Source organism: Erysipelothrix amsterdamensis (assembly GCF_940143175.1).
GTDB lineage: Bacteria > Bacillota_I > Bacilli_A > Erysipelotrichales > Erysipelotrichaceae > Erysipelothrix > Erysipelothrix amsterdamensis.
The window spans coordinates 998,673-1,013,996 of the sequence record NZ_OW659496.1; the positions used below are offsets into that span (position 1 = coordinate 998,673).

Here is a 15,324-nt window from a genome sequence, read left to right on the forward strand (position 1 = left end):
TTATGCTTAATCAATTCGAAATTCAAGAAACACAATCAATGATTTCAAATCAAAACTTAGATGTCCGCACCATCACGATGGGAATCAGTCTGTTGGACTGTGCGGATTCTGATTTAGATCGTTTTAATGAGAAAATTTATAATAAAATCACTTCACGTGCTAAAGACTTAGTACGCATCGGTGATGAAATTGCACATGAGTATGGAATTCCAGTAGTTAATAAGCGTATTTCTATTACACCCATTGCTATTGCTGCATCTGGATGTAATGCAACATCTTTTGTTTCAACTGCAAAGATTCTTGATAAAGCTGCAAAAGAAGTGGGTGTAGATTTTATTGGTGGTTTTAGTGCAATCGTCCAAAAAGGATGTACAGCGGCAGATGAAGTACTGATTCAAAGTATTCCTGAAGCATTAGCGGTTACTGACCGTGTTTGTGCAAGTGTCAATGTTGGTACAAGTCGTAGTGGTATTAATATGGATGTTGTTAAACAACTTGGTCAGACCATTCTGGATTGCGCTAAATTAACTGGTGACCGTGAATCAATCGGATGTGCGAAACTTGTTGTTTTCTGTAATTCCGTTGAGGACAATCCCTTCATGGCAGGTGCTTATCACGGTATAGGTGAAGCTGATACAGTTATTAATGTTGGTGTCAGTGGACCCGGAGTTGTTAAATGCGCGCTGGAATCGGCTCGCGGTGAAGACTTTGAGACCCTTTGTGAGACTATAAAGAAGACTGCGTTTAAAATTACCCGAGTTGGGCAGTTAATCGCCCAGGAGGCGTCAAGACGTCTTGGATATCCATTCGGTATCATCGACCTTTCGTTAGCACCGACACCAGCAGTGGGTGATAGTATCGGTGAAATCTTTCAGGAAATGGGACTAGAGGAACCCGGCGCGCCTGGAACGACACTTGCATTAGCGCTGCTTAATGACAATGTGAAAAAGGGTGGCGTGATGGCTTCATCTTATGTTGGTGGTCTAAGTGGTGCTTTTATCCCAGTAAGTGAAGATCATGTTATGATCTCTGCTGTTGAGAAGGGGGCACTTACACTTGAAAAACTTGAGGCAATGACCTGTGTATGCTCGGTTGGTTTGGATATGGTTGCAATTCCAGGTGATACACCCGCAACTACCATCTCAGGAATTATTGGTGATGAGGCTGCAATTGGAATGATAAATAACAAAACGACTGCAGTACGAATCATACCCGCATACGGTAAAGGAGTAGGCGAAACGGTTGAATTTGGTGGGTTGTTGGGTTATGCTCCTATCATGAAGGTAAATCCTTTTAGCTGTGAATCCTTTATTAATCGAGGTGGTCGTATTCCCGCACCCATTCACAGTTTTAAAAATTAGTAGGAGTTTATAATGAATCAAAAATTAGATTTTATGTCTGTTAATAAGATTGAATGTATTGAAGTTAAAGAAGATTATGCGAAATGTATTGTTAGAGTTAACGAGGCATCGATGAATTACTATGGTTATGTCCATGGTGGGCTTTATTTTGGACTGGCAGATTCGACTGCAGGTTATACTGCTAGCAGTCGCGGCGATAATTACGTAACATTAAATGCCAATATTAATTATATGTCTGGTATTCAGACGGGAACGATTACATGTATTGGTACCGTTTTAAGTCGAACCCGAAAAACATGCGTAGTTGATATCAAAATTTATGATGATAACGAGGTATTGTGTGATACCGGTACGTTTACGATGTACCATATAAACTAAGGAGTATTCTATGAAGGTCATTTTTCATTTAAATCAAATTGAACGGTTTAATCATTGTATTGCGAACATTCGTAATTTAAGTTCAAGAAATATAGAAAAACTTGAACTCTTGATTAATGGTGATGCAATAACTCTTTTAGTTTCAGAAGATCAATCATTATTCAAACAGCTCTTAGAACAAAAAATTGATGTTGTTGCGTGTCAAAACTCACTCAATGCCCATCATATTCATGCTGATCAATTATGTGATGGCATCCGAATTGTCCCAACAGGTGTATATGAACTTATCGAAAAACAGACCAAAGGATATGCATACATTAAACCTTAGTAAAACAAACAACTTGATTCACATCGGGTTGTTTGTTTCTTTTATCAAATTTTAATATAAATTGAACTGGGCATTGATCCTAAAGATTTTAACTGTAAAGTAATCCAATTATCAGGTGGCAAAAACAACGTGCCGCAATTGCGCGATCGCTTGCAACACCAGCATCATTTATATTGGCAGATGAACCAAACGGTAATTTGGACGAAGAAAACGCTACGATACTTGTGGATATCTTTAAAAAGCACACAAATACCCAATACAAAGGCATTATTAACATTTAAGAAATTGATGGATGTAACACTTGCATTGAGTAAAAATGGTCCTAACGTTATCAATAAATCAAAATTAACAGTAAAACAGTAAAAAGACCGAAATACGGAACTGGCCTAGTTCCTTGGGACTAAAGAAAAAACCAAGTTAGGATGAAGTTAACCGATAATTTACGGGAGATTGATATCCTAGCTTTTCTTGTATTCGATTTTCATTGTAATATTTTAAATAGTTTATCACAGTTTGTGATACAATTTCAGTAGAACCCTTTAGGTCTGGGTTTAATTCGAATGTTTCACACTTTAGCGAGGCATGAAACGATTCGATAGGAGCATTATCAGCGGGTGTACCCTTACGGGACATACTCATGGTAATGCTTTTATTTTTTACTTTGAGTTGATACTCTTTTGATGTATAGACACTCCCTTGATCAGAATGAAGAATACATGGCTGAACGATATCCGGAAGTTGATTTAATGTATCAACCACACATTCTAGGTTTTGTCTGTCACTCAATGTAGACGCAATAATCTCACCATTATATAAATCCATGATCGTAGATAAATAGAGCATCTTATGGCCATAAGGGATGTAAGTGATATCTGTCACCAATTTCTCTAGAGGACGTAGTGATTTAAAGTCGCGATTAATGATATTGGGCATAATGATCTTCGGATTTTTGTTTTTTCTATACCGTTTGACCTTAACACGGCATTGACATTGGTGTTTCTGCATTATCTTTTGAACAGTGTTCTTATTGATAATTCTTTCTTTTCGAATTAATGCAGTTATTTTTCGATATCCATAACGAAATTTATTTTCTTTACAAAGTTCAATTACTAATGCTTCATTGACAGAATAATTATTAGACTCAAGTTGCTCTTTTTTAGTCCAACGGTAATACGTTGACTTAGGTACCCCAAAAAGATTCAAGATATCTTTAATAGATACAGTGTTGCGATACTCTTCAACGAGCTTGATGATTATTTCAGGAACCACATCCTTTCTCTTTCCAAATACTTTTTTAATAGTTCAATTTGTTGCTCCAAAGATTTAATTCTAAGTCTTTGTGTTTCTTCGACCGTGTCTCCTTCAGGCCCTTTTCCAAAAGTATATTGCTTGCCTACAGGTTGAGAAAATCGGTAGTGTTCACCATTTCGATACCATCTCCACCATGTTTTGACTTGTGTTACATTTTTTATTCCAAGTTCAGTCTGAATAAACCTGCTTGAGTAGCCTGCCAATTTCATTTCTATAACTTTCATCTTTGTCTCATAGCTATGCATAGTTCGTGTTCCCATATAAAAACCTCCTATATTGAACTATTTTACAATAATTCTCATACAAGAGGTTTTTTTCTTTAGTCCCACGGAACTAGGTCAGTTCCATACTGAATTATTCGGTCTTTTTCTTATTATATCGACAACTTCGTATAATGTATATTATGTAATATTTCAAGATACAAATAATGGCTTAATTTCTTGTGTTCTGACATCTACATAACCTTTGTCAGATATTTTCAAACTTGGTGATACTAACAAACCTAATACTGAAAAACTCATCAACTCGTTTTGCGCTTTATAGCCGAGACCTTTAAGATCTTGACGAATTTGAGCTACGTCATTGGCCAATGATTCCATCGAATTCGTAGAAACAATACCACCATATGCTAGTGGCACCGTATGGTGTTTGTTTTGAATGGATGATACGATTCCGCCTTGCATTTTAATTAATAAATTTACTGCATTTACAATTTCATCTAAATCTGTTCCCATTACTAAAATGTTGTGATGGTCATGCGTCCATGATGTTGCGACCGCACCTTTTTCTGTAAAACCATTATCCACAAAACCAATTGCTATCGGTTTCTGATGACCATAACGTTCAATCACAGCAATCATGGTTAAACCCGCGTCCTCCCACTGCAAGACCCCTTCCCTCGTTTTAACAGGGATTACCATCTCTTCTGTAAAGGTATTCGATATTTCACGATGCATAATTCTTATCTTAACCTCATCACCTTCTAAATTTGAGATTGGTAACTTAAGATCATCTTGTTTAATGGGTCTTCGCTTAATCGTATTAAAAATGTAGTCAGCATTAAAAGTAAAAAGATCTTCAGGAAGATTTGTGATATTTGTACCTTCCTTGTATACTGAATGGATTGTGAATGCATCTAAGTCATCCAGTAAGATAAAGTCCGCTTGTTTACCCGGAGAAAGTACACCACGGTTATAAAGCTGCATGCGTTGAGCTGGGACATACGTCGCTGCATATATTGCATCCTCAGGTCGCATACCGTTTTTAATGCATAATTGAATGAGATGATTCATATGTCCTTTGGTAATTAAATCATCAGGCATTACGTCATCAGTAACAAGACAAAAACTTCCGTGAAGATGATGATTACATAGAGTTGCAATCGTCTCCTCATTTAGAGACTTTTCTTGCATTTGAACAAGAACGCCCATTCGCGTGCGTTCAAGTATTGATTCCTTAGTTTGAAGTGTGTGATCAGAACCAATTCCCCTTTGGATAAACCGCGATAATTCTAAGCCTGATATTCTTGGAATATGACCTTCAATCGGTGAACCCGGCTTACATTCTTTAAAAGTTTCAATAATTCTTCGTGTCATCGTATCTTGTTCAGAGATGACATCTTTAAAGTTCATAATTTCACCCAGAGCAATTACCTTTGGGTGTTTGCAGAGTACTCTGACCGCTTCTTCATCAACAATACCGCCAGTTGTCTCCAAGTTTGGATTTGTAGATGGAACTGAAGAAGGAATTGCATAAAAGATATCAAGTTGTGTATCAATATCCATAAAATCAATAAGACCTTGTGTTCCAAATACATTTCCTATCTCGTGAGCATCCGCAACGATTGTGGTTGTACCCATTGGAAGGACTGTATTCGAAAATTCATTAGGATTAGTCATTGAACTTTCTATATGCATATGAATGTCAATAAGACCTGGTATGATCCACTTTCCTCTTGCATCAATCTCATGATCTACAATAATATCTGCCTTACCGATATGGTAAATCATTGAATCTTGAATATAAAGGTCACCCTTCTCAAATGTTCGTTGTGACGTATTATAGAGGAAAGCGTCTGTATATTTTGTAATCATTATTGATTCATTAAACGATTGTAACGATCAATCCACTCAGGCATTAGTGGATTCATTACTTCGTAATTAAGTGTTTTTGCGCTTTCCGCAATCTTACCATATGTTTTATTCAACGCGACAGCATCACTCAATACAACATTTTTATTTACAGGTGCTTCATTCAATGTTTCTGCTGTTTTTTCTTGTAATTCTTGACTTAAGCGCCAATCTACAAATTTATATGCAAGATCTTTATTCTTAGAATTTTTATTAATTTCGATTGTGTTAAAGTTTGCGTATGTACCTGTCTCTGGGAATACGAGAATGGCACCAGGTACTGATTTCTTAATCACATCAAAACCAAAGTCCCCTACAACTGCAACATCAATTTCTCCTGTACTCATCATAACCGAAAGATCAGATGATTTTTTATACGTTTTTTTAATATTTGTTTTGAGCGATTCAAGCCCCTCGAATGCTTTCTCACCTTTATCCTTACTGAGGTCTCCCCCACTATAATCATTGGCCATTTGAATCATCGCAGGTCCGAATGTGGATGCAATTTCAGGAATTGCGATTTTCCCAACAAGATCTTCACGCCATAAATCATTCCATGAGGTAATCGGTTCTTTAACGGTATCGCTATTATAAACAATGCCGATGCTATTAATAGTATATGGTACACCATAGCCTCTACGTGTGACTTCTTGAGCTGCATCAATTAGTGATGATGCATTTGTTAATTTTTGTAGATCAATTTTCTCAAATAAGTCAGCTTGATAACCGTCATCCGCTGCTTTTTGTGAAAGCTCAATAACATCAATATTACTGTTATCACCACTACTAAATTTCGCAAATCGTTCTGAAGTACTTCCACTATCTAAAACTATCTTAACGTTATGTTTTGTTTCAAAAGGTTTAAATACCTCGTCACGCAATACTTCTTCACTTAGACCCCATGAAGATACAACCAACTCTTCTGTTTCACCTTTTTGTGAACAACCACTAACCATAAACAGTGCAAGTGCTAAAGCAATTTTCTTTTTCATAATTTCCTCCTAAATGAAAATAATTGACTTTGGATCTAATTTAAAGGGAACTACTGAATCGATGTGTAGTTTCTCCTGTGTACATAATTTAAACATGCCACATTCAGTTATAACTTGGTATTGATAACAACTACCCAGATATGCAACGGATACAACTTTACCCGAAAGTTCATTTATACCGGTTCCTAAAACGAGTTCGGATGGTCGAATGCCAAATGATGTTGAACCTAAAGATTCTTCTGACGAAACGAGACCTTTTCCGTTATTTAAAAACTTCATATCTTCAATTTGTTTTATGTTTTCAAAACCTACAAACTCCGCAACATAATGTGTTTTGGGATTTGAGTAAATAACTTCTGGTGCATCAAGTTGTTCAATTTTACCGTTGTTCATAATCGCAACACGATCACTGATTGCAAAACATTCATCTTGATCATGTGTTACAAATACTGTTGTAATTTTAAGCTCTTGTTGTATTCTACGAATTTCTTCTCGCATCTGGATTCGAAGTTGTGCATCAAGGTTACTCAGTGGCTCATCAAGCAGTAATAACTTTGGTTTGATGACAAGTGCACGTGCAAGCGCAACACGTTGTTGTTGGCCACCTGATAACTGACTTGGATAACGATCGAGGAACTCTGTAAGTCCGCACGTTTTTGCCATCGATTCTACTTCGTAATGAATCGTGTCTCGATTAACTTTACGCTGTTTTAAACCAAATGCAATATTCTCACGAATGCTTAAATGTGGGAACAATGCATAACTTTGAAATACCATTCCAAAATCACGATCATTTGTTTTAACGTCATTCATCTTTTTATCTTCTACATAGAAAGTTCCAGAACGTATAGTGTTAAATCCTGCGATGGTGCGTAATGTTGTGGATTTACCACAACCTGAAGGACCCAATAACGATAGTAATTCCCCTTCTCTTATTTCTAAATCTAAGTCTTGAAGCACATTGTGTTTTCCGTCATAGGAAACACAAATACGATCTAATACTGCAAAATTCATCAAATTTTGGCTCCTTTTCTACTTAAACCTTTATCCATAATAATCATCAATACCATCGTAAATACCATCAGAATTACGGATAGAGCACTTACAATAGGATCAAAATTATATTCAATATGATTCATTAGTGCTCCCGGTAAGGTATTCATTCCAGGTCCTTTAAGATACATAGAAACTGGTAAGTTATTAAATGAATTAATAAAGCCCATAATACTTGCTGAGAGTATCGCATCCTTAATATTGGGAAGAACGACTTTAATAAATCCCTCCAACTGACCACATCCTAAAATGATGGATGCTTCATGAACACTCAAATCAAAATCATGAAGGGATGCGCAAATAATACGTATTGTATAAGGAAAAACAATCAACATATGGCCAATAATTAGTGCTATGTTCAAGTTGATATGAAGTTGAATTACTAAGTATTGAAAGAGTGCATATGCAAGGACAATTGATGGGATCAACGAAGGTGCTAAGAAAATTGACTTAAACCGTTCGCTCCATTTTCCTTTTGTTACGACTAACGCATAAGATGCAGGTATAGCAATCACCATACATAGAATCGTCGCGAGCACTGAAATTTTAAAACTTAATACAAAACTATCCATAAAAACTTGAGATTGAAAAACCTTAACAAACCATTTCATCGTAAATCCCTGAATGGGGAACTCAATGATGGGTGCTTCCCCAAATGCGGTGACGGTAATAATTAGAAGTGGTATTCCAATAAATGCAATTGCAAGATAGGCAATACTGTCCATAAATCGATTTTTACTCATGAGTTAGCCCCCTCTTATCAACCTTATTACTGAAGTATGTCATCATTTTCATTATGCCTGCTGATAGTAAAATCATAATAAATGCAAAGACACTTGCTGATTGCCAATTCATCAATTCATTTGACTGTTGATACAAAAGCGTTGAAAGCATCATATTCTTATTACCACCGAGCAATGAAGGTGTCACGTAGGCACTAATAGTACCTGTAAAGACGAGAACTGAGCCCAATACAATACCAGGAAATGAGAGTGGTAACACAATTTCTTTAAATATTGCACCCTTCTTTGCACCTAGAGTTTGTGCGGCTTCAATTAATTTACCATCAACCTTTGATAATACAGAGACTAAGGTATTAACCATAACGGGAAGAAATAAATAAACAGAACCGATAATAATTGAAAATTCTGTATACATAAATCCTATTGGTTCTTGAATCAATCCAAAACCGAGTAATAACTGATTTAGAAAACCATTTTTACCCAAAATTGTTATCCATGCAAACCCACGAATCACCGCGTTCGTGAATAATGGAAACAAAACAAGCGCCATCGTCAATTTACGTCTCAATGCTGATCCCGTTACAATGAAGTAAGCTGTTGGAAATCCCAACAGAAAGCAAACTAAGGTTGTAATGAGACCAATTCGAATTGTTCGTATCAAAATACTTTGATAAAACGAATCCGTAAGTACGGTTGTATAGTTTTCGATTGTAAATCCATTATTGATAAATGTGGGCATAATGGTTATGACAAGTGGAATTATCATAAAAACAATTACAAGAAATAATCCCGGAAAAAGATACACCGAATTTTTAAAACGTTTCATGAACGCCTCCTAACAAAAATAAAAGCTTCCTATCATTAGAATGATAGAAAGCTAAAAAACACTTTCTATCATAGTCTGATGTTTACGGTATCAGGTAGAAACGTGTCCCCTTATTAGACACATATATGATAAAAAAGATTCTATTTTAATATAAAAAAAGTTTTTACCAATAGGAAAAAACTTTCCTATCGTAGTCCGAAATTTACATTGGTATCGGCTAGAAACTATCACTCCATATTAGTGATGATATACGATTCGTAAAAACATGGATATTATAGCACGTCGTTCTATTTAATCAAGTGAATTTCATAAATTAAAAAAAACAAGACCTTTTTGGTCTTGTTATTGTATCGCCTTACTCAATTGATTCAATGTTAATAAATAGGATTCAAGATCATGATTTTGATAGGCATAGAGCATATTCTCAATCCCTTTAGGGTTAAGGTAAACCAATGCAGCAATGTTATTGTTTTCATCATAACCTACAATGGCTTCACCCTCTTCTGTATTTTCCCATTTTCGTTCAACTCGTGTACAAAAGGAACTAAATATATCTTGTGCTTTCATTGCAAAAAATTCGCGATCTTTTATATAGGATTCCACGGTAGCCCTCGGAACATAGTATGCATCAACAAGTACCATGTCATCCATATAAATTGGAAACTCATTTCCGTTTATTAATTTAAATTCAATGGATTGAGTATAGTCTAAAGCCTCTTCGGTTTCATCAATCAAATCATCATTATTTGATTGCAGTCTGATTTCAAGTGCCTTCTTGAAGTAATGCTGGGCTTGGGTAAACTCATTCATTTCAAGTAGACATTTTGCACGTTCATGATATATTCGATCTAAAGCCCCAGGGACATCTTCTAAAAACTCATTGACCTCAAGTGAATCAAAGAGTTCAATCGCAATCTCATAATATTTTAAGCACTTGAGAACAATTGCTTTATCAATTAAATTATTAATTTGGATTTCATGATTTGTCGTTCCGTGTGCAAAATCGATGCACTTTTCAGTATAATAAAGGGCATCTTTATAAAGATGATTGAGTCGGTAGAGATACGCGAGATGATGATTCAATGTATAACGTTCTTCAACATTCAAATCCGCTATAAAAATACGTTCTCCATCTTTTATCAGCTTCGCTACAGAATCCGGGTTATATGCTTGCTCCCGTAAGTTTTGAAGTGGATCATAGAGTACATAACCTTTTATAACACTTACCGCATCACAAAAATCTATAAAATTCATAGACCCTCCTTTTTTATAAAAAGCACCAGTAATCTGGCGCTAAATTATTTTAACTGATCAAGAACAGATGTACCGTACTCCGTAGGTTTTGCACCGAAGTTATCTACAATCGTTGCCCCTAAATCCGAGAACGTATTATTTTTTTCTAACATACCCTTCCCTTCTAAAGAAGGAGAGTAGTAAAGAACTGGTACCTCTTCACGGGTATGATCTGATCCAGTGTGTGTTGGATCATTACCATGATCAGCAGTAATAATAAGTAAATCACGATCACCAATATGTTGTAGTAAGGTGCCGAGTTGAACATCGAATGCTTCAAGGGCCTTACCGTAACCAATTGGATCACGACGGTGACCATACATCGCATCAAAATCCACGAGATTTACAAACATAAATCCATTAAAATCATGATCTTTTGTGATACGAATTGTTTCTTCCATTCCGTGTTCATTACTCTTTGTACGATATGACTCAGTGATACCTTCGCCATCAAAAATATCTGAAATTTTTCCGACACTAATAACATCATTACCGTTTTCTTTAAGTGAATCCAAAGCAGTTTTACCAAATGGTTTAAGTGCATAGTCATGACGATTGGAAGTGCGTTTGAAAGCGCCTTTTCCTTCACCTACAAATGGACGAGCAATGACGCGACCAACTTTCCATTCGTCTTTCATCGTTAATTCACGAGCAATTTCACAGCATCGATAGAGTTCATCGAGTCCAAAAACATCTTCGTGAGCTGCAATTTGAAGTACAGAATCAGCAGATGTATAAACAATCATCTTTTTCGTTGCCATGTGTTCTTCACCCAACTCATCTAAAATTTCAGTACCACTTGCTGCTTTATTACCAATGATTTCGTATCCTGTGCGTTCTTGCAGTTCATCTAAAAGTTCTTTCGGAAAACCTGTTTCGGTAAATGTGATAAATGGATTTTCAATATAAAGACCCATCATTTCCCAATGACCTGTCATCGTATCTTTACCATTTGAAGCCTCAATCATTTTTGTATAGTATGCTTTCGGTTCCGATACCGGAGAAACACCTTTAATATTATGTAAATTACCGAGTCCAAGTTGTTCAAGGTTAGGCATATTTAAACCATTCATTGCCTCCGCAATATGACCTAACGTGTCTGTACCTACATCGCCAAATTTCGCAGCATCATGTGCTGCACCGGCTCCAACTGAATCCATCACTACTGTAATAATTCGATCAAATTTCTTCATCTCTATTCCCTCCTTGATTCGAAAAACCACCTTTTAAAAACTGATCATACTCGCGCTTCAATGTTTTCTTATTGACATGAGTATAAATCTGGGTTGTTGAGATATCTTGATGACCGAGGAGTTCTTGAATAATACGCAAGTCTACGCCTGTGTCTAAGATAGCTGTTGCGAAACTATGTCGCAAAGTATGTGCTGAAATAGGAGTTGAAATTCCCATTTCTTTACACCTAGATTTTATCATAGAATCAATGTATTGTCTTGATATTCCCTTGCCTTTTGCGTTAATAAATACTTGCTCTGTCGGTAGAATTAGCCATTGTGGACGAATATTATTTATATATTCACTTAAGCCCTCAATTGCATCAGCAGATAAAGGAATCATGCGTTCTTTATTTCCTTTACCAAGAATTCGCAACCACTTTTGCTCAAGATAAACTTGCGAAAACTCTAAATGAACACATTCCGAAACACGCAAGCCACACCGGTAGAGCAGCAATAAAATTGCGAAATCTAGATAATCTTTACCTGTGACACGTTCAAAAGAAAAAAGTTTACGTATTGTGTCATCCGAAACAACTGTAGGCAGACGTGTACCTTTATTTTTGAGTGAAACAAATGCTGTTGGATCATGTTGTAATTGACCACTGTTCAACAAATATTGATGAAACTGTCGTATAACTACAACCTTATGTTGAATTGTTGAAGCGGCATAATCATTCTTAATATCATCAATGTATTTTCGAATTACCTCAGCATCAACAGATTGAAGTGATGAAATAGATTCATGTTCTAAATAGTCAATATAGTGCTTTAAGTCGTTCCGGTAAGATGTAACAGTTAATGCTGCTTTAGGATCAATAAATTGGAGGTAGTGAATAAAATCATTTGCTTTTGTTTTCATGACGTGTCTCCTTGAGTATCGATCTTGTCGTCTTAAAAAGATCTTGGCTGAGTTCTTTATTAAGTCTCTGGATGATATCGTTTACTGTAATTTCATCCAAATCATCAAAGATATTTAACTGTTCAATTATTTCATCTTTCGGCATTAAGTTTGTCATTGTAACTGAAATGAAAGAAACGCCACCTTCCCCTTCAAATTCATCGTATAAACTCATGAGTCGTTCAAAAACTAAGTTTTGGTCACTCGTATATTCATCAAAAGTAAAGGAACGTGTTGCCGTCTTATAATCATCAAGTCGAATTGAGAATGATATGGTCTTTCCTACAACATCTTGACGTTCCATACGACGAATTACTTCCCCCAATTCGTTTAAAATTGCATTACGAATTTCATCAAGTTCAGTCATAGCATCTTTGAATGTTTTCGATTGCCCAATTGATTTCATGGTTACATCAGTATCAATTACTGAGTGATCGTATCCATTTGCCTTCTGCACGAAATTTTGCGCATTGATACCCAAAATGTTTTTGAGATGATCAGGATTAAAGTGAGCAAGATCTCCGATTGTTTCGATACCAATCCGCTTTAACTTCGGTACCGTTTTTTGTCCAATTCCGTGCATAGAATCTATGGAAAGCGGCCATAATTTTTGTGGAACTTCCCGAATTCTAAGCACTGTAATACCACGAGGTTTCTGCATGTCACTCGCCATCTTGGCTAGAAATTTATTGGGTGCCACACCAATAGAAATGGGAAGTCGCAATGCTTCCCAGACGCTTTTTTGAATTTCAACGGCAAGATCAAGTGGCTTTTCATATTTTTTTATAACGTCTGTCATATCAACATAACATTCATCAATACTTGCGGGTTGCATGATCGCCGAATATGAACGAATGATATTCATAAATTTAACCGACAAATCCTGATACAATTCAAAATCGACTTCAATGACTTCCAAGTGAGGACAAAGACGTTTGGCTTGTGCAAGCGGCATAGCAGAATTAACACCATAAGAGCGTGCCTCATAGGATGCAGTCGTAACAACAGATCCTCTTTGGTTACTACAAACGACAACCGGTTTACCGTATAAACTTGAATCTGTAATAAGATGCGCACTTGCATAAAATGCATTAATATCAATATGAAAGATTACTTGTGCCATTTTAATTGTTGGCCTTCCTTGAGAAGTTCACGTGCGGAATGTAATGATGCACTTGTATTATTACCAGACATAATTAACGCCATCTGTTGAATACGATCTTCTCCTGTAATTTCTCTAATGTCGGTCACAACATCTTCATCGACTTCTGCTTTAGATATAAGATAATGGTGATCCGCACATGCTGCAACCGCAGCTAAATGTGAAATGGTCAAGACCTGAGATGTTTGAGAAAGTTTACTCATTTTCGATCCAATTTTAAGCGCAACACGACCACTAACACCTGTATCTATTTCGTCAAAAATAATTGTAGAAACACCATAAATCGAACTGAAAATCGTTTTGAGTCCTAACATTAATCGGGAAAGTTCACCACCACTTGCAACACGTTCTAATGGAGATGGCATAATCCCTTTATTCATCGATACGAGAAAGTGTGCGGATTCAGCACCATCAGATGTTAAGTCTGATTTTTCAAGAGCAATTACAAATTGAGCATTTTCAAGCAATAAGTCGTCAAGTTGTTCGACAATAGACTGCTCGAGATTATTTTTCGCCTTCAATCTGGTTTCAGATAGACTTTGGGCTGCTTGAAGAAGCTTTGCATACAATGCTTCAATCTCATTTTCTAAATCCGTTTTAAAATCATCAAAATGTTCAGCTTGTTCAATCTGTTGAATAAGTTCATTTTGCTTCTTAAATACACGTTCAAGAGTTCCATATTTACGAATCAATTGGTCATATTGATAGACACGATCTTGTAAAAGATTATATTCATACTCATCAAAAACCAGACTACTGTTATAACGAACTAACTCATCACGAATATCTTCTACTTCATAATAGACATTTTTAAAACGTTCCTGAAGTTCTTGATCTCGTAAAGCATCAATGATGTCTAAAAAATCATAAAGTTTGCCTACGACGCCCTGTTCTCCATCAAGCGTCTCTTCGAGATCATTCACAAACGATTTAGTTTTTTCGAAATTTGAAAGTGTTTCAAGACTATCTTTGATCGTTTGATAGTCATCGATACTTGGATTTAAATCTTGGATCTCTTTAAGCTGAAAATGAGCAAATGCAATTTCATCAGGATTAATATTACTGTTTTCAAGGTTTTTTAAACGCATTTGTGCTTCTTGATATTTTTTAAATAGTTCATTGTAAGAGAAACGTACAGTTTCATTTTGCGCAAATTCATCAAGCAACTTCAAATGGTTTTTTGAATTCAGTAGATATTGTGTCTCATGTTGAGAATGAATGTCAAGAACACCATCCAAACAAGATTTAACTGTCGATAGATTAACAACACGATGGTTAATTTTACACATACTCCGTCCTTCAAGATTCATTTCTCTTGAAATAACTGCGTACTCATCGTCTTCGTCATACAAATCAAAAGCAACGAGTTTCTTTTTAAGATTTATCGCTTTATCAAGGTCAAAAGCGACTTCCACACGTGCACTTTTACCATTTTTTCCAACAACAGACGCACTACTTCGCTGTCCTGATACAAAATTTAGTGCATCAACTAGAAGCGATTTACCTGCTCCAGTCTCACCGGTGAAAACGTTAAAACGATCTGAAAAATCAACAGATATATGATGAATTAAAACAAAATTATCTATCGTTAAATGAGTAAGCATGGTATTCCTCC

General features: G+C 36.0%; 15 protein-coding genes and 2 riboswitches. Of the genes, 4 read left to right on the forward strand and 11 right to left on the reverse strand.

What is annotated here, in order from left to right:
* The first annotated feature begins 2 nt into the window (after positions 1-2).
* The 4 genes from NMG63_RS04675 (at position 3) to NMG63_RS04690 (ending at position 2,430) form a co-directional block, all read left to right on the forward strand.
* Positions 3-1,361 carry a PFL family protein gene (locus NMG63_RS04675; RefSeq protein ID WP_254006485.1) on the forward strand — a complete coding sequence of 453 codons (1,359 nt, stop codon included), beginning with the start codon at positions 3-5 and terminating at the stop codon, positions 1,359-1,361.
* 12 nt (positions 1,362-1,373) lie between these two features.
* Positions 1,374-1,739 carry a PaaI family thioesterase gene (locus tag NMG63_RS04680; protein ID WP_254006486.1) on the forward strand — a complete coding sequence of 122 codons (366 nt, stop codon included), beginning with the start codon at positions 1,374-1,376 and terminating at the stop codon, positions 1,737-1,739.
* Between the two features lie 10 nt (positions 1,740-1,749).
* Positions 1,750-2,067 (forward strand): DsrE family protein, encoded by a 318-nt coding sequence (locus NMG63_RS04685; RefSeq protein ID WP_254006487.1) that lies wholly within the window; start codon positions 1,750-1,752, stop codon positions 2,065-2,067.
* A gap of 129 nt (positions 2,068-2,196) precedes the next feature.
* Positions 2,197-2,430: a hypothetical protein gene (locus NMG63_RS04690; RefSeq protein WP_254006488.1), complete on the forward strand. Its 234-nt coding sequence runs from the start codon at positions 2,197-2,199 to the stop codon at positions 2,428-2,430.
* 54 nt (positions 2,431-2,484) lie between these two features.
* Here NMG63_RS04690 and NMG63_RS04695 read toward each other — a convergent pair.
* The 11 genes from NMG63_RS04695 to recN form a co-directional block, all read right to left on the reverse strand.
* Positions 2,485-3,638 (reverse strand): IS3-like element ISErh1 family transposase gene (locus NMG63_RS04695; protein ID WP_123171090.1). Its coding sequence is split into 2 segments (ribosomal slippage): positions 2,485-3,365 and positions 3,365-3,638, totalling 1,155 coding nucleotides; the frame shifts between segments, so codons are not numbered across the junction.
* 153 nt (positions 3,639-3,791) lie between these two features.
* Positions 3,792-5,471: an adenine deaminase C-terminal domain-containing protein gene (locus NMG63_RS04700; protein WP_254006489.1), complete on the reverse strand. Its 1,680-nt coding sequence runs from the start codon at positions 5,469-5,471 to the stop codon at positions 3,792-3,794.
* Entirely contained in the window at positions 5,471-6,499 is a 1,029-nt protein-coding gene (locus NMG63_RS04705) for an ABC transporter substrate-binding protein (RefSeq protein WP_254006490.1), read from the reverse strand. Before NMG63_RS04705 ends, NMG63_RS04700 begins: the two co-directional genes overlap by 1 nt.
* Before the next feature lie 9 nt (positions 6,500-6,508).
* Complete coding sequence (locus NMG63_RS04710; protein WP_254006491.1) at positions 6,509-7,513, reverse strand: ABC transporter ATP-binding protein; 1,005 nt, start codon at positions 7,511-7,513, stop codon at positions 6,509-6,511.
* Positions 7,513-8,295 carry an ABC transporter permease gene (locus NMG63_RS04715; protein ID WP_254006492.1) on the reverse strand — a complete coding sequence of 261 codons (783 nt, stop codon included), beginning with the start codon at positions 8,293-8,295 and terminating at the stop codon, positions 7,513-7,515. Before NMG63_RS04715 ends, NMG63_RS04710 begins: the two co-directional genes overlap by 1 nt.
* Positions 8,288-9,121 carry an ABC transporter permease gene (locus NMG63_RS04720; RefSeq protein ID WP_254006493.1) on the reverse strand — a complete coding sequence of 278 codons (834 nt, stop codon included), beginning with the start codon at positions 9,119-9,121 and terminating at the stop codon, positions 8,288-8,290. The genes NMG63_RS04715 and NMG63_RS04720 overlap by 8 nt, the downstream gene beginning before the upstream one ends.
* Positions 9,122-9,172: 51 nt before the next feature.
* Positions 9,173-9,270: riboswitch (purine riboswitch) on the reverse strand.
* Positions 9,271-9,292: 22 nt separating this feature from the next.
* Positions 9,293-9,395: riboswitch (purine riboswitch) on the reverse strand.
* Positions 9,396-9,463: 68 nt separating this feature from the next.
* On the reverse strand, positions 9,464-10,375 hold the full coding sequence (locus NMG63_RS04725; RefSeq protein ID WP_254006494.1) for a hypothetical protein: 912 nt from the start codon (positions 10,373-10,375) through the stop codon (positions 9,464-9,466).
* Positions 10,376-10,419: 44 nt separating this feature from the next.
* Positions 10,420-11,607, reverse strand: coding sequence for a phosphopentomutase (locus NMG63_RS04730; RefSeq protein WP_254006495.1), 1,188 nt, complete (start codon positions 11,605-11,607; stop codon positions 10,420-10,422).
* Positions 11,594-12,508, reverse strand: a complete 915-nt coding sequence (locus tag NMG63_RS04735; RefSeq protein WP_254006496.1) for a tyrosine-type recombinase/integrase — start codon at positions 12,506-12,508, stop codon at positions 11,594-11,596. Before NMG63_RS04735 ends, NMG63_RS04730 begins: the two co-directional genes overlap by 14 nt.
* Complete coding sequence (gene dinB / locus NMG63_RS04740; RefSeq protein ID WP_254006497.1) at positions 12,489-13,670, reverse strand: DNA polymerase IV; 1,182 nt, start codon at positions 13,668-13,670, stop codon at positions 12,489-12,491. The genes NMG63_RS04735 and dinB overlap by 20 nt, the downstream gene beginning before the upstream one ends.
* Positions 13,658-15,313, reverse strand: coding sequence for a DNA repair protein RecN (gene recN / locus NMG63_RS04745; RefSeq protein WP_254006498.1), 1,656 nt, complete (start codon positions 15,311-15,313; stop codon positions 13,658-13,660). The genes dinB and recN overlap by 13 nt, the downstream gene beginning before the upstream one ends.
* Positions 15,314-15,324: the final 11 nt, after the last annotated feature.

What these genes read in the sequence shown, in the direction of transcription:
- NMG63_RS04685 (WP_254006487.1), top strand. Translation starts at nt 1,750, where the DNA reads ATGAAGGTCATTTTTCATTTAAATCAAATTGAACGGTTTAATCATTGT.
- dinB (WP_254006497.1), bottom strand. Translation starts at nt 13,670, where the DNA reads ATGGCACAAGTAATCTTTCATATTGATATTAATGCATTTTATGCAAGT.
- NMG63_RS04730 (WP_254006495.1), bottom strand. Translation starts at nt 11,607, where the DNA reads ATGAAGAAATTTGATCGAATTATTACAGTAGTGATGGATTCAGTTGGA.
- NMG63_RS04700 (WP_254006489.1), bottom strand. Translation starts at nt 5,471, where the DNA reads ATGATTACAAAATATACAGACGCTTTCCTCTATAATACGTCACAACGA.
- NMG63_RS04710 (WP_254006491.1), bottom strand. Translation starts at nt 7,513, where the DNA reads ATGAATTTTGCAGTATTAGATCGTATTTGTGTTTCCTATGACGGAAAA.
- NMG63_RS04675 (WP_254006485.1), top strand. Translation starts at nt 3, where the DNA reads ATGCTTAATCAATTCGAAATTCAAGAAACACAATCAATGATTTCAAAT.
- NMG63_RS04715 (WP_254006492.1), bottom strand. Translation starts at nt 8,295, where the DNA reads ATGAGTAAAAATCGATTTATGGACAGTATTGCCTATCTTGCAATTGCA.
- recN (WP_254006498.1), bottom strand. Translation starts at nt 15,313, where the DNA reads ATGCTTACTCATTTAACGATAGATAATTTTGTTTTAATTCATCATATA.
- NMG63_RS04705 (WP_254006490.1), bottom strand. Translation starts at nt 6,499, where the DNA reads ATGAAAAAGAAAATTGCTTTAGCACTTGCACTGTTTATGGTTAGTGGT.
- NMG63_RS04735 (WP_254006496.1), bottom strand. Translation starts at nt 12,508, where the DNA reads ATGAAAACAAAAGCAAATGATTTTATTCACTACCTCCAATTTATTGAT.
- NMG63_RS04680 (WP_254006486.1), top strand. Translation starts at nt 1,374, where the DNA reads ATGAATCAAAAATTAGATTTTATGTCTGTTAATAAGATTGAATGTATT.
- NMG63_RS04725 (WP_254006494.1), bottom strand. Translation starts at nt 10,375, where the DNA reads ATGAATTTTATAGATTTTTGTGATGCGGTAAGTGTTATAAAAGGTTAT.
- NMG63_RS04720 (WP_254006493.1), bottom strand. Translation starts at nt 9,121, where the DNA reads ATGAAACGTTTTAAAAATTCGGTGTATCTTTTTCCGGGATTATTTCTT.